Genomic DNA, 13317 nt, shown 5'->3' with positions numbered 1-13317 from the left:
ACTTAACGAATCACATTCGTTTTACGTTGAACGTCGAATACCCGAGCACCGAGGAAACCCCATGCTGACGATCACCGCCCTCACCCCACCCGAGTCTCTGGCCGCGACTACGCCGTCCACGTCCACACCTCTGCGTGTAGGTCTCGTGCAACATCGCTGGCACGAGGACCAAGACGACCTCTACACCGAATTGAGCGAGGGCATTGCGTCCGCAGCGAAGCTGGGCGCTTCCGTGGTCTTTCTTCCGGAGCTGACGCTCAGCCGCTACCCCGCCTCCACCCCGGCCGGCGACAATCCCGGACGCGAAGCGGAAGACCTGCTCACCGGACCCACTCTCGCCTTCGCCGCCAAAGCCGCCGCCGCGAACCAGGTCCTCGTCCACGCATCGCTGTACGAGCGCAGTGAGGCCGAGGACGGTCTGGGATTCAACACCGCAATCCTCGTCTCGCCCGAAGGTGAGCTTCTCGCCAGAACCCGCAAGCTCCACATTCCGGTGACGGCCGGATACTACGAGGACACGTACTTCCGCGGCGGTCCGGCGCAGGACGCATACCCCGTCCACGAGGCACTCGGCGCGAAGTTCGGCCTCCCGACATGCTGGGACGAGTGGTTCCCGGAGGTCGCACGTGCATACTCCCTCGCCGGTGCCCAGGTTCTGGTGTACCCGACGGCGATCGGCTCCGAGCCCGATCACCCGAACTTCGACACCCAACCGCTGTGGCAGCAGGTGATCGTCGGAAACGGTATCGCCAACGGCACCTTCATGGTTGTTCCCAATCGCCACGGCAGTGAAGGTCTCATCACCTTCTACGGTTCTTCCTTCATCTCGGATCCGTACGGACGCATCCTCGTTCAGGCTCCCCGCGACGAATCAGCAGTGCTGGTCGCCGATCTCGATCTTCGGCAACGTGAAGACTGGCTTGCACTGTTCCCGTTCCTGGCCACTCGCCGACCCGACACCTACTCGGCTCTGACCGCACCGGTGAACACTGTGGGAGCCAACCGATGACCTGGCGAATGCCCGCGGAAAGTGAACCGCACGAACGTACCTGGATGGCGTACCCCAGCGCCGGATACTCCCTCGGCGACACCGCCGAGGAACAGCACGAAGCGCGCTCGACGTGGGCGGCCGTCGCCCACGCCGTCGCCGAATTCGAGCCGGTCACCGTCGTCGTCGATCCCGCCGAAGTCGAAGAAGCACGAAAGTATCTGTCCGAGAAGGTCGATATCGTTGAGGCACCTCTCAACGACGCGTGGATGCGCGACATCGGGCCGACGTTCGTCCTGTCCGACGAAGGCCGTCTCGGCGGAGTCGACTGGGTGTTCAACGGCTGGGGCGCACAGGAGTGGGCGCAGTGGGACAAGGACTCGAAGATCGGCGCATTTGTCGTCGAACAATCCGGTGCCCAGTTGATCGACTCACCAATCGTCAACGAGGGCGGCGGTATTCAGGTCGACGGTCTCGGCACCGTCTTGGTCACCGAAACCGTCCAACTCGATCCGGGACGAAACCCCGACCTGACGAAGGCCGACATCGAGGCCGAACTCGCCCGCACCCTCGGCGCCAAGCACGTGATCTGGCTTCCCCGCGGGTTGACTCGCGATCAGGAGACGTACGGAACGCGCGGACACGTCGACATCGTCGCTGCCATCTCTTCCCCCGGAGTGGTACTCGTCCATGACCAACGCAATCCGGTGCACCCCGACTACGCCGTCAGCAAGACGATCATCGAGTTGTTCGAAAGCTCGACGGACGTCGGCGGCCGGCCGTGGAAGGTCATTCGGGTGCCTGCACCCGAAATCCTGCGCGACGACGAGGGATTCGTCGACTACAGCTACATCAACCATCTCGTGGTCAACCGTGGAGTGATCGCCTGCAGCTTCGACGATCCTGCCGACGCCGAAGCGGCCCGGATCCTGTCAGCCGCTTACCCCGGACGCACTGTCGTCACCGTCGACGCCAGACCGCTGTTCGAACGTGGCGGCGGCATCCACTGCATCACCCAGCACCAGCCCGCTGAACAAGACTGACGGCGGCAGAATTAACGGCGACCTCGCATGTAGTCACTCACGACGGCTGCGCCGAGGCCGTCCAGGTCCGGCGCGATGACGCGTCCACCCACCCGGTGCGCCATCCGGTCGACCACCCTGGCCAGACCTGGATCCTCACCGAGACGGAAGAACGTGACCTTGGCGCCCAGCCTGGCCACGGCGTCGAGTGCTCGAACCGTCAAACCGAGGGTTCGCGCACTCGGCGGGTAGTCGAACCTGGCTTCTCCGTCCGCTTCGAGATGAGCCGTCGGCTCACCGTCGGTGACGATCAACACCACCGGCTGCGCATTGGAATGGCGTCGAAGGTGTCTGGCCGCCAACAACAGTGCGTGGTGCAGGTTGGTTCCCTGGTCCCACGCGCCGTCCAAACCGGCGAGCTCCGACGGGCTCAGTACGTGCGCGTGGCGTCCGAAGGCGATCAACTGCAGCTCGTCGCTGCGAAACCGCGTGCTCACCAGATGATTGAGTGCCAGAGCGGTGCGCTTCATCGGCACCCACCGATCCTCCATCACCATCGAGAACGACGTGTCCACCAACAGAGCCACCGCAGCCTGACTACGCTGTTCGGTTTCGGCCACCTCGACATCGACGACGCTCAGCCGCACCGGCATTCGGCCAGGGTCACGTAGGACGGCGTTGGTGATGGTTCTCGTGACGTCCCACGGTTCGGTGTCCCCGAACTCCCATTCGCGGGAAGCTCCGGTCGGTTCGCCCATCGCACCTGCCCGACGCGTATCGCGTTGACCGGTTCGCGACGACAGTTGCCCGGCGACGTCACGCAGAGCGGTCTGTCCGAGCTGTCGCATGGCTTTGGGCGACAAGCGCCATTGACCGTCTGGTGCGCGATCGAAGAAACCCTGTTCCTGCAAAGCCTTTTCGAGATCGGCCAGGGTGCGAGCATCAGCGGCCGCTTCGTCGCCGAGTTGCCGCGCGAGTAGCTCGGGGTCGATGTCGTCGAGCGCTGCGCCTGCATACTGCTGCGACAGTTGATCTGCCAGCGATTCCAGCTCGGCGATATCCTGCAGGGCACCGGTCCCCTCACCCAACCCCATTCCGTTGTCGCCGCGGAACTGTTGCGAACCTTCCCAGTCCTCACCCGGCCGAGCCGCCTGAAGGAACTGGTCGAGTTGACTCAGCTCACTCATCAGGCTCGGATCGCCGAACGCCTGCTGCGCCAACGCATCCAACTCGTCACGCTGCTCCTGCGAGAGCGAGTTACGCAATCGTTGTGCGGCCGCCGCGCGCTGCGCCAACGAATCCAGAAGTTCGTCGACGTTGCGCGGGTTGTCCGGGAAATACTGCCCGTGCTTGTCCATGAACTCCGCAAACTGCTCCGGAGTGTCGACGCCCCGAGAGTGCGCATCGAGCAGTTGATTCAGATCTGCCAGCATCTGGCGAATCTGCTCACGATCCTCGTCGGTAGCGCCCTCGAGTGCCTGCTTCATTCCCGAGAAGCGTTGATCGAGGACCTCACGTCCGAGCAGATCACGAATCTTCTCGTAATCCGCGCGAGCCTGTTCGCTGCGCCAGTTGTAGTCGGCCAGATCTTGCACGGCCTGAGCTGTCGACGGTGGCAACTCCTCGATCCGCATTTCGTTGAATCGTGCGTCGTCGTCGAGAGCACGTGCCAGTTCTTTGCGCTCTTCGAGCACCGCCTTGTCGAGAAGCTTACGAACCTCGTCGAGCGTTCCGTCGAGATTGTTGCGGCGTAGCAACTCACGTCGACGCCGGTTCGCCTGAGCAGCAAGGTCGTCGAGCCCGCGCATGTCTCGGTTTCCGCGGCGCAGGAGTTCCCGGAGGGCATGGCGCGGCGACGTGCCTGACAACACGTCGTCGCCGATTGCTGCCAAGGCATCGCGCAGATCTACCGGAGGCGCCAGCGGATCGGGACCACCGTCGTACGGCCCGTACCGCGGATTGTGGATCATCACTGCCCCTTACGAATACACCGAGCGGCCGCCCGGGCCTTGATCTTTGGAGATCCGGCGCGCGAGGTAAAGCCCTTCGAGGGCAAGTTCGGCACCGGCGGCACGCTCGCCGTCGGATTGCGCGCCGAGGCGTTCGGCTACTTCGTCCAGGACCTCGAGGTCCGGAAGCTCGTCGAGAAACGCCTTGGCCGTGACAGATTCACCGGTGACGATCGTATTGCCCGTCTCCACAGCAGCAACCAACATCCCGAGGTCGATTCCGCCGAGTCGTACCCGAACCGTATCGGCGGTCGCGCGACGCAGCAGGTGCTCGAGCACCTCCAGTTCCCGTCCCTCTTCACCGGATTCGAATTCGACCTTGCCGCGAAGAACCTCGACCACGGACTCGAGATCGACGGGCCGTGCAACAGGATCGGCCTCGCCGAGCACCGCCGCGCGTCGTACCGCCGCTGCACTGACGGTTTCCGCGCCGGCGACGGCAAATCGTGCCGACACACCCGATCGCTGATCCACCGAGGTGGATTCGCGTAGCAAGCGCGTGAACCTGGCAAGAATTTCGAGAAGGTAGTCAGGCACCTCCGCGGCCAGGTGCGCCTCCTGCTCGATCACCGCGATCTCGCCCGCCAACTCGACGGGGTAGTGAGTGCGGATTTCGGCGCCGAAGCGGTCCTTGAGCGGTGTGATGATGCGCCCGCGGTTGGTGTAGTCCTCAGGATTTGCGCTCGCGACCAGAAGGACGTCCAACGGAAGCCGAAGCGTGTACCCGCGGACCTGGATGTCCCGCTCTTCCATCACGTTGAGCAAGGAGACCTGGATGCGCTCGGCGAGGTCGGGAAGCTCGTTGATGGCCACGATTCCGCGATGCGCGCGGGGCACGAGACCGAAGTGAATGGTCTCCGGATCGCCGAGGCTCCTACCCTCGGCCACCTTGACCGGGTCGACGTCGCCGATCAGGTCGGCGACCGAGGTGTCCGGCGTTGCCAGTTTCTCGGAGTACCGCTCGCTGCGGTGTCGCCAGGCGATCGGGAGGTCGTCACCCAGTTCCTTGGCTCGACGTATCGAAGCCGGTGTGATCGGCTCGTAAGGGTGCTCCCCCAGTTCCGAGCCTTCGATGACGGGCGTCCACTCGTCGAGCAGGAGCCCGAGAGTGCGAAGCAACCTCGTCTTTCCTTGACCTCGTTCGCCGAGCAGAACCACGTCGTGGCCGGCGATCAGCGCCCGCTCGAGTTGCGGGGCGACCGTGTCCTCGAACCCGACTATCCCGGGCCAGGGGTCACGGCCGTCCCGCAACGCGGCGAGAAGGTTCTCTCGTAGTTCTTCCTTGACACTTCGCTGTACGTGTCCGGAGGCGCGTAGCTCTCCGAGGGTTTTTGCGACAGTCACTACTCCACGCTACGAGTGTTTGCGGGGTTTCGCCTCTCGCCGAGGAAGTTCGGTCGCTCAGCCCTCGATGTTCTCGGGATTCATCCAGATGATTTCCCAGATGTGGCCATCGGGATCCTGGAAGCTGCGGCTGTACATGAAGCCGTGATCCTGCGTCGCGTTACCTTCGGAACCGCCGGTCGCGAGCGCCTTGTCGACGAGGGTGTCGACGGCCTCACGGGTCTCGGCCGAGAGACCGAGCAGCGCTTCCGTCGACGTCGAGGTGTCGGCAATGCCCTTGGTGGTGAAGGTCTTGAAGAAGGGCTCGGCCAACAGCATCACGACGATGGTGTCACTGATGACCATCGACGACGCATTCTCGTCGGAGAACTGCGTGTTCTTGGAGTATCCGAGGCCCTCGTAGAAGGTGGTGGCCTTGCCGAGGTCCTTGACGGGCAGGTTGAGGAAGAACATCGGCTGCGGGTTTGTCGCCATGAAAGGTCCTTTCCGAGACTTTGCTGTGCGCCTTTATTAACCGCCGGCGGTTAATAAAGGCGCACAGTAGACCTAAACTCCACCCATGGATACCTGGGTGTTGCCCGCCATGCTCGGTCTCGGACTCGCCGCAGCGTCCGGAATGCGAACCTTCCTGCCGCTGCTGATGCTCAGCGCTGCCGTCCACTTCGAACTGTTCGGGATCACCGTCGGCGAGTCGATGCGGTGGATCGGATCCACCGGCGCGCTGGTGGCATTGGCAATAGCCGCTGTGGTCGAACTGGGTGCCGACCTCATTCCCTTCGTGGACAACGCACTCTCGGTGATCGGGAACGTCACCGGACCCATCGCCGGAGTGATCGCGGCCTGGGCGGCCTTCAGCCATCTCGACCCTGCGATGGCCGCGTTGGCGGGCATCATCGTCGGAGCACCGACGGCGCTGACATTCAGCGCCGCCCAGACCGGCACTCGCGCGGTCAGTACGGCCACTACCGGTGGACTGGCGAATCCCGTCGTCTCCGTCATCGAGGATGTGCTGACTTTCTTCACCTCGTTGATCGCGATGATCTTGCCGCTCCTGATCATTCCGCTGCTCGCCGCACTCTTGTGGTTCAGTTGGCGCGGATGGCGACGTGTCCGGAGTCTGCGCACCGCCTGAACCTGTGGACCTGGTAGACAAGTCGTCATGTCCGACACCGAGATCTCGTTCCAATCCGGCGACGTCACCCTGTACGGGAGTCTTCGCCTGGCAGCCTCACCCGACTCCCCGGCGCCGGCCGCGCTGATTCTGGCCGGCAGTGGCCCCACCGATCGCAACGGCGACAGCGCCCTCCTCGAAGGCGACATCGGAACTCTGCGGTTCATCGCGGATCTTCTTGAAAATCAAGGCATCTCAAGCCTGCGTTACGACAAGCTCGGCAGCGGCGAAACCGCACTCGGCGACTACGAGATCGAGGACATCGCCGATCTCGGCTTCAACACATTCGTCGACGCCGCCTCCGACGGACTTGACTACCTCGCCGGACAACCCGGCGTCGATCCCGAGCGCTTGTTCGTCGTCGGACACAGCGACGGCGCCGTCGTCGCGCTGGCACTTGCCACGGCGAAAGAGGGCACAAGAGTCAGCGCCCTCGCACTGCTCGAGCCGCTGAGTGTCCGGCTTCTCGATCTACTCACGACGCAGATTCACCGCCAGCTCGACGCCGTCGTCGGCGCCGGACAGTTGCCGGTCGAACTGGCTGACGAACTGCGCGTCGCGCTCGCCGACGCCGTCGAGTCTCTTCGGACCGAGGGCACGGTTCCGGATGATCTACCCGAACCGCTGCAGAACGCGGGACTCGTTCACGCCAATGCCAAGGCACTCGCCGAGGAAGACGCACTGGACCCGGTTGCGCTCGTAGCGGCGCTGCCGGCAGGCATGCCCGTTCTCACCAGCTGCTCGGACAAGGACATCCAGGTAATTCCCTCCGACGTCGCGGCACTCGACGCCGCGCTCTCACATACCGCGCTGACTTCAGTGCGGATGCGCAACGCCAACTTCGTACTCAAGGACATCGGCGAAGAACAGTCCACCGGGGCCGACTACGTCGCTCCGCTTCCGTACTCGGCAGAGTTCGCGGAGCCCTTCACAGCGTGGGTCCGCTCGTTCTCCTGATCACGTACAGACCGAATGTCCTCTTTTTCGGGTAGAAAGTTCCCTCCGCGAACCATCGCGGAGGGACTTCTGCTTTCTACGCCTGACCTGCAACGAAGGCTCTCTCAATCAAGCGAACCCGGGGACAGAAGTCACCCGGAGTTTACGTTCGCGGCGCTTTTTATTGGTGCGAACCCTCGATCCGTGCTGTACGGTCATCCATTAACCAGCAACGCCACCCAGAAAGGAACGGACATCATGTCGCTACACCCGAACTTTGCATCCGTACCTTCGTGGCGCAGCTGCACCGCAGGCAAGCACATTTTTTCGGCCGCAATGTCGGCCAAGCACATGGGCAACAAGCGCGGTGTACCCCGAGAATGATCCCCAGTTTCACCGGATTCGTTCTCGGGCACCCAGGGCAAACGCCTCGGGTGCCTTTTCTTTTACCTTTCACACGCAGGAGCACCACATGAAACTTCGAGTCAACCAACTGTCCATCGCGCCGCCGTATGTCGATCTGCCCGGTGACCTCACCGGATACGCCGTCACGCTGGACCTTTCGCACTCCGATGCGGCCCACGAAGCCACCCTCGGCGCACTGATCAGCGAAATCCGCAGTCGCGGAGCCTCACGCGTGGTCATCACCGGCTCACCCCGCGAACTCCAGGGCACCCACAGCAGCGCAGCCTGAAAGAACCGGGCCGGCCTGAATGCAGAACGGGCCCCGAACTCCCGTTGAGGAGTCGAGGCCCGCTACCGAGGCAGGGAATCAGTGCGCGAAGTGGCGCGCACCGGTCAGATAAAGAGTGACACCGGCTTCCTTGGCTGCGGCAATCACCTCGTTGTCGCGAACCGAACCACCCGGCTGCACAACAGCCTTGACGCCGGCGTTGAGAAGAACCTGCAGACCGTCGGGGAACGGGAAGAACGCGTCCGAGGCCGCAACCGAACCTACGACGCGGTCACCGGCTCGCTGAACAGCAAGATGCGCTGCATCGACGCGGTTGACCTGGCCCATACCGACACCGACGGACGCGCCGCCGGAGGCCAGCAGGATCGCGTTTGACTTCACCGATCGGCTGGCGCGCCAAGCAAATTCGAGGTCAGCGAGAGTCTCGGCATCTGCAGCCTCACCGTTGGCGAGAGTCCAGTTGGCCGGGTTGTCGCCGTCAGCGTCCAGAACGTCGCGCTGCTGGAGCAAGGTACCGCCAGAGATCGGACGCAGTTCGATTCCGGTAGCGGTCGGAGCCGCAGCCTTCAGAACACGAATGTTCTTCTTACGCTGCAGAACCTCGACAGCCCCGTCTTCGTACGAGGGCGCGATGACAACCTCGGTGAAGATATCGGCGATCTGCTCTGCCAGTTCGACGGTGACCTCACGGTTGGCTGCGATGACACCACCGAATGCACTGACCGGATCGCAAGCATGCGCCTTGCGGTGGGCGTCGGCAATGTCGGTCCCGATGGCGATGCCACACGGGTTGGCGTGCTTGATGATTGCGACGGCCGGATCAGTGAAGTCGTACGCTGCGCGCCACGCTGCGTCGGAGTCCGTGTAGTTGTTGTACGACATCTCCTTGCCGTGCAACTGCTCCGCCTGAGCCAAACCTGCAGGCGCAGACGGGTTTTCGTACAACGCAGCGTCCTGGTGCGGGTTCTCGCCGTAGCGAAGGACAGCGCTGCGGTTCCAGGTAGCACCGACCCAGGCCGGGAACAGCGAACCGTCCTCGTCAGCTGCGATCGTGCTCGTCATCCAGCTTGCAACAGCGACGTCGTACGACGCAGTGTGCTGGAACGCCTGCGCCGCAAGCACAGTGCGCTCACGCAAGGTGAATCCGCCACCGGCAACGGCAGTCAGGACATCGGCGTACCGAGCCGGATCGACCACGACGGCAACCGACGGATGGTTCTTGGCTGCAGCACGCACCATCGACGGGCCACCGATGTCGATCTGCTCGACGCACTCGTCCGGGCTAGCGCCCGAGGCAACCGTCTCGGTGAAGGGGTACAGGTTCACGACGACCAATTCGAAGGTCGCGATGCCGAGTTCCTCGAGCTGAGCGAGGTGATCCGGCTTGCGGGTATCGGCGAGAACGCCGGCATGGACGCGCGGATGCAGCGTCTTCACGCGGCCTTCGAGGCATTCCGGGAATCCGGTCAGAGCCTCGACCGGCGTCACGGGGATTCCGGCGTCGGCGATCTTCGACGCGGTCGAACCGGTCGAGACCAACTCGACACCGGCCTCGTGCAGGCCCGTGGCCAGCTCGATCAGACCACTCTTGTCGTAGACGCTGACAAGTGCACGGCGCACAGCCTTGCGTTCACTCACTGGGGATCACGGCCTTTCGTCCATCGGAAACCACTCCGCGCGTAGCAACAGCGGCGATGACGTCCGCCAACAACCGTCGCTCCACAATTTTGATGCGTTCATGCAACGAAGACTCGGTGTCGTCGTCATGCACCGGCACAGCTTCCTGCGCCAAGATCGGCCCGGTATCAACTCCGCCGTCGACGAGATGCACCGTGGAACCGGTGACCTTCACGCCGTACGCCAGAGCGTCGGGAACCGCGTGCGCGCCGGGAAAGGCAGGCAGCAACGCGGGATGAGTGTTGATGATTCGGCCGCCGAAACGCGCGAGAAAGCTGGGGCCGAGGATTTTCATGAAGCCTGCACTGACCACGAGATCGGGTTCGTGCTCGGCCACCGCTGCTGTCAGCGCCTCGTCCCAGGCGGCACGATTTTCATAAGTCTTGATCGAGACCTTGAAGGACGGGATCTTCGAATCCGCGGCGTGCTCGGCGGCGAGGCAGTCACGATCTACCCCGACGGCAACGATCTCGGCGGGGTATCCCTCGGCGTGCGAAGCGTCGATCAGCGAAGTCAGCAGGGTTCCCGCGCCGGAAGCGAGTACGACTACCCGCGCGATCGAGTCGCGAAATTGGACCCCGTCGGGCATTGTCGGCTGCGGATTGTCGGCCGAGGCAGTCAGCGCACTACTCCTGAGAACTGGAAGATGATGCGGCCGGAGTATCGGCCGCATGACAGCCTAGTCGCTGGACTTCTGCGGCTTCGAGGGCAGGTCGGTCTCCGGCTCGGCCCCGGCTGCGGAGTCGGCTGTGGGGTCCGCCTCGGGTGCCGCGACAACCTCGGCGTCGACTACTTCGATCTCGACGGTTTCCTCTGTCACTACCTGCACGGGTTCGCCTGATTCCTCGACGATTTCCGCTTCGACGACCTTGGTGACAACGACCGCAGATTCCTGGGCCAGCACTTCGCCCGTGTTCTCGTCGTCCTCGTCTTCCGGTGTGGCCGCGGCCGTGATCGCAAGTTCGGGCTCGACTGTTCGAGCCGGTTCAGCCGTCGGGGGCGCAACCTCGTCCTTCATGTGTCCGCGGTGTGAGAACCACATCGCGAACAGCGCCGAGACGGTTCCGAACAATCCCAGCCACGCAAAAGTCAGAAGACCGAAACCCCACCACAGGACCTCGACGGTGCCGAACTGCCCGAGGTCTCCCCCGGCAGCAAGAGCGAGCAGCGCCATGACGACGCCGGCACCGGCGGCTGCCGTCAGCACTGCGAGCACACTGTCCTGCCCGGCGATGCGTCGAGCGCAATCACGGCCGAGCATCATGCCCACCGCTGCCGGAACGATCAACAACACGGGCCAGATTCCACCGGCGACGCCTTCCGGAATCGCTCCGAGAAGGGGCAAGGGTGGCAGGTCACCGCCGATGTTGCCGAACACGCTGATGGAGACATTGCCGAAATCGGCCGTCGATCCCGTCATCACCGCGGCTGCGCCGACCACGAGGTTCGGCAGGTAGAGCAGCGACAACACCGTCAATCCCAGTACGCCGACAAACCCGTTGCCGCGCGCGAGTAGGTCACCGACCGTCGACCAGGACACGAGTAGTGACACCACGACGGCCACGGCGCCCGCAGCCAACAGCGCTGCCGACGCAGCCGTTGCCGGTCGAAGAGCGGCAGATGCCCACGGCGGAATCTCGGCGACGACGCGATCCCAGTGCGCAGCAGCAACACCGACGGACGCGGCGATCAGGTGAATCCCGGCGACCCAGCCGAAAGCGGCCAACGTGTTGGGGCTCGACAGCGGAATGGCTGCGGAGGCGTCGGCGACCACGGCGAGAGCGATTGCCGTGATAGTCAACGGTCCGGCTACCGCGGCCCCCACCAGGCGGAGGGTGTCGTCACGGGAGTCGGTGTGCACCGCAGTCGACGCGCATCGGCGTGCAACCACCCACATCATGACGGCCGTCGGAAGCAATGGCAGTACACCGAGTTGGACGCCGCTGATAGTCGCCGGCACCTGGTGGATGGCCAACCATGTGGTGGCAATGGCGCCGAAGGTTCCGGTCAGGTCGCTGCTCGCCGATACCAAGGTGACCACAACGACAGCCGCGATCAGCAGCATCGTCAGACCCGACGGCCGGAAGGCGACCGTCAGCAGCTTGCGCGCCAGGTCCGGGTTCGGTGCCGGGCGACCGCCGCCGACGCGGCCGCCGCCAGTACGACCACGTCCGGGTCGTGAGGACGCGGGACGGGACCGGGTGCCATCAATCAAAGAACTCATCCCCTCGAGGGTTTCACTCGATAGTGCGCCGCGCACTCAGGCGCGCCGTCGGGCTCACGGAATGTGGCCTCCACCCGCAGCGGGTCGGAGGCCACATTCATGTTCGTGAAACGAAGTAGTACTACTGCTGACGCTCGTCGGGGTTCTGTGAGCCGAAGACCTTGGTCTCGGCCGCGGAATCGCTGCTGCCCTGATCAGGCTCAGCAGACGGCGTCGGCGCTTCGAAAGTGGGCGGCTCGAAGCCCGTCGGCTGCTCGGTCGAGCCAGTCTGCTGCTGGTTGTACGGCTGGCCGTAACCGCGCGGAGCGGTGAACTGATCCGACGAGTAACTCGGGTTCGGCTGACTCGCGGGCTGCGAGGTCAGCGGATAATAAGACGACGTCGTCGCGGCCGACGAGTCGGTCTGTGCGGGATTCTGCACCGGGTTCTGACCGTAGGGAGACGCAGTCTGGCCGAAAGGCGGCTGCGAAGCAGTCGGGTCGGCGGGGGCGGCGTGCGCTCCCCCGTATCCCTGCTGCTGCGCCTGCCCGTACTGCGGGTTCTGCTGGTACTGGCCCGGCTGCTGAGCCTGCTGCGGCTGGCCGTACTGAGCCTGTCCGTATCCCTGTGGCTGACCTGGCGCCTGCCCCGGCGCCTGGCCCGGCGCCTGGCCCTGGGGCTGGCCATAGCCCTGCGGCTGACCGTACTGCTGAGCCACCGGACGCGGCGCGGGAGCCTTCAGGATTCCGATCTCGAACAACAACGCGGCGACTGCGACGACCGTCTGCACGAACGAGAGGATCAGCACGATGATCAGACCCCAACCGAGGCTGATGTCGACGTAGTCGCTGGTACCTACGGAGAACGCGGCGAACACCAAAGCGAAGAAACCCGTGAGGGTGAGCGCTGCGGCAATGCCTGCATACGACTGCTTCGGGAGGAGCGATACGCCTGCGACCACACCGCCGGCGAAAACGAATCCGAGGCCGTAGATGCTCGACTCGAAGAAGCTCGAACTGGTGTCCAGACCGCTACCGATGCCGCTGCTGCTTCCACTGATCGACGTGAAAGGCGCAAAACCGAGTAGGAAATTGATCAGGCCGAGTGCCGCGACGGCGATGAGCAGGATGAATCCGAGATTCTTGGTTCCACCGCCCGCTGCCGGCTGATTCGGTGGCCCGAAGCTGGGCCCTTGCGGCGTGAACGTCATGACTTCTCCTCGTAGACGGTCTTCGATGGTTACCAGCGTATGTGTCTCGACTTCGCACGCTAA

Annotated in this window: 12 protein-coding genes; 5 read left to right on the top strand and 7 right to left on the bottom strand. The window is 63.9% G+C overall.

Translation table 11 applies throughout. The features are described 5' to 3' along the window. Positions 1-61 precede the first annotated feature (61 nt). Positions 62-1009: a nitrilase-related carbon-nitrogen hydrolase gene (locus tag AC3WQS_RS04775; RefSeq protein WP_029255930.1), complete on the top strand. Its 948-nt coding sequence runs from the start codon at positions 62-64 to the stop codon at positions 1007-1009. Then, a complete protein-coding gene (locus AC3WQS_RS04770) occupies positions 1006-2031 on the top strand; it encodes an agmatine deiminase family protein (RefSeq protein ID WP_492711617.1) in 1026 nt (341 codons plus the stop codon). Before AC3WQS_RS04775 ends, AC3WQS_RS04770 begins: the two co-directional genes overlap by 4 nt. An 11-nt stretch (positions 2032-2042) precedes the next feature. Here the strand turns inward: AC3WQS_RS04770 and AC3WQS_RS04765 are convergent, their stop codons facing one another. Genes AC3WQS_RS04765 through AC3WQS_RS04755 form a run of 3 tightly spaced genes read right to left on the bottom strand, consistent with a single transcriptional unit; the run spans position 2043 to position 5837 of the window. Then, positions 2043-3980: a vWA domain-containing protein gene (locus AC3WQS_RS04765; protein ID WP_021345164.1), complete on the bottom strand. Its 1938-nt coding sequence runs from the start codon at positions 3978-3980 to the stop codon at positions 2043-2045. Between the two features lie 9 nt (positions 3981-3989). Then, positions 3990-5363, bottom strand: a complete 1374-nt coding sequence (locus tag AC3WQS_RS04760; RefSeq protein ID WP_024487182.1) for an ATP-binding protein — start codon at positions 5361-5363, stop codon at positions 3990-3992. Between the two features lie 57 nt (positions 5364-5420). After that, positions 5421-5837 carry a VOC family protein gene (locus tag AC3WQS_RS04755; protein WP_019744746.1) on the bottom strand — a complete coding sequence of 139 codons (417 nt, stop codon included), beginning with the start codon at positions 5835-5837 and terminating at the stop codon, positions 5421-5423. A gap of 85 nt (positions 5838-5922) precedes the next feature. On the opposite strand from AC3WQS_RS04755, the gene AC3WQS_RS04750 reads away from it, so the two are divergent. The 3 genes from AC3WQS_RS04750 to AC3WQS_RS04740 all read left to right on the top strand — a co-directional run bounded on the left by AC3WQS_RS04750 (position 5923) and on the right by AC3WQS_RS04740 (position 8164). Further along, positions 5923-6495, top strand: a complete 573-nt coding sequence (locus tag AC3WQS_RS04750; protein WP_007727593.1) for a DUF4126 domain-containing protein — start codon at positions 5923-5925, stop codon at positions 6493-6495. Between the two features lie 27 nt (positions 6496-6522). Next, positions 6523-7491 (top strand): alpha/beta hydrolase family protein, encoded by a 969-nt coding sequence (locus AC3WQS_RS04745; protein WP_080909167.1) that lies wholly within the window; start codon positions 6523-6525, stop codon positions 7489-7491. 451 nt (positions 7492-7942) lie between these two features. Next, positions 7943-8164, top strand: a complete 222-nt coding sequence (locus tag AC3WQS_RS04740; RefSeq protein ID WP_003946391.1) for a hypothetical protein — start codon at positions 7943-7945, stop codon at positions 8162-8164. Positions 8165-8242: 78 nt separating this feature from the next. Here the strand turns inward: AC3WQS_RS04740 and purH are convergent, their stop codons facing one another. The 4 genes from purH to AC3WQS_RS04720 form a co-directional block, all read right to left on the bottom strand. Then, positions 8243-9802, bottom strand: a complete 1560-nt coding sequence (gene purH / locus AC3WQS_RS04735; RefSeq protein WP_058037880.1) for a bifunctional phosphoribosylaminoimidazolecarboxamide formyltransferase/IMP cyclohydrolase — start codon at positions 9800-9802, stop codon at positions 8243-8245. Next, complete coding sequence (gene purN / locus AC3WQS_RS04730; protein ID WP_020970352.1) at positions 9795-10514, bottom strand: phosphoribosylglycinamide formyltransferase; 720 nt, start codon at positions 10512-10514, stop codon at positions 9795-9797. Before purN ends, purH begins: the two co-directional genes overlap by 8 nt. A gap of 6 nt (positions 10515-10520) precedes the next feature. Further along, positions 10521-12065: a cell division protein PerM gene (locus AC3WQS_RS04725; RefSeq protein WP_195790617.1), complete on the bottom strand. Its 1545-nt coding sequence runs from the start codon at positions 12063-12065 to the stop codon at positions 10521-10523. A gap of 121 nt (positions 12066-12186) precedes the next feature. After that, positions 12187-13254 carry a DUF5336 domain-containing protein gene (locus AC3WQS_RS04720; protein ID WP_492711622.1) on the bottom strand — a complete coding sequence of 356 codons (1068 nt, stop codon included), beginning with the start codon at positions 13252-13254 and terminating at the stop codon, positions 12187-12189. Positions 13255-13317: the final 63 nt, after the last annotated feature.

The organism is Rhodococcus sp. FW305-130 (genome assembly GCF_058788335.1).
This window is presented reverse-complemented; position numbering and strand designations above follow the sequence as displayed.

Excerpts from the sequence above, each read along its gene's own strand:
- AC3WQS_RS04775 (WP_029255930.1), top strand. The coding sequence starts at position 62 with ATGCTGACGATCACCGCCCTCACCCCACCCGAGTCTCTGGCCGCGACT.
- AC3WQS_RS04770 (WP_492711617.1), top strand. The coding sequence starts at position 1,006 with ATGACCTGGCGAATGCCCGCGGAAAGTGAACCGCACGAACGTACCTGG.
- AC3WQS_RS04765 (WP_021345164.1), bottom strand. The coding sequence starts at position 3,980 with ATGATCCACAATCCGCGGTACGGGCCGTACGACGGTGGTCCCGATCCG.
- AC3WQS_RS04755 (WP_019744746.1), bottom strand. The coding sequence starts at position 5,837 with ATGGCGACAAACCCGCAGCCGATGTTCTTCCTCAACCTGCCCGTCAAG.
- AC3WQS_RS04750 (WP_007727593.1), top strand. The coding sequence starts at position 5,923 with ATGGATACCTGGGTGTTGCCCGCCATGCTCGGTCTCGGACTCGCCGCA.
- AC3WQS_RS04745 (WP_080909167.1), top strand. The coding sequence starts at position 6,523 with ATGTCCGACACCGAGATCTCGTTCCAATCCGGCGACGTCACCCTGTAC.
- AC3WQS_RS04740 (WP_003946391.1), top strand. The coding sequence starts at position 7,943 with ATGAAACTTCGAGTCAACCAACTGTCCATCGCGCCGCCGTATGTCGAT.
- purN (WP_020970352.1), bottom strand. The coding sequence starts at position 10,514 with ATGCGGCCGATACTCCGGCCGCATCATCTTCCAGTTCTCAGGAGTAGT.
- AC3WQS_RS04725 (WP_195790617.1), bottom strand. The coding sequence starts at position 12,065 with ATGAGTTCTTTGATTGATGGCACCCGGTCCCGTCCCGCGTCCTCACGA.
- AC3WQS_RS04720 (WP_492711622.1), bottom strand. The coding sequence starts at position 13,254 with ATGACGTTCACGCCGCAAGGGCCCAGCTTCGGGCCACCGAATCAGCCG.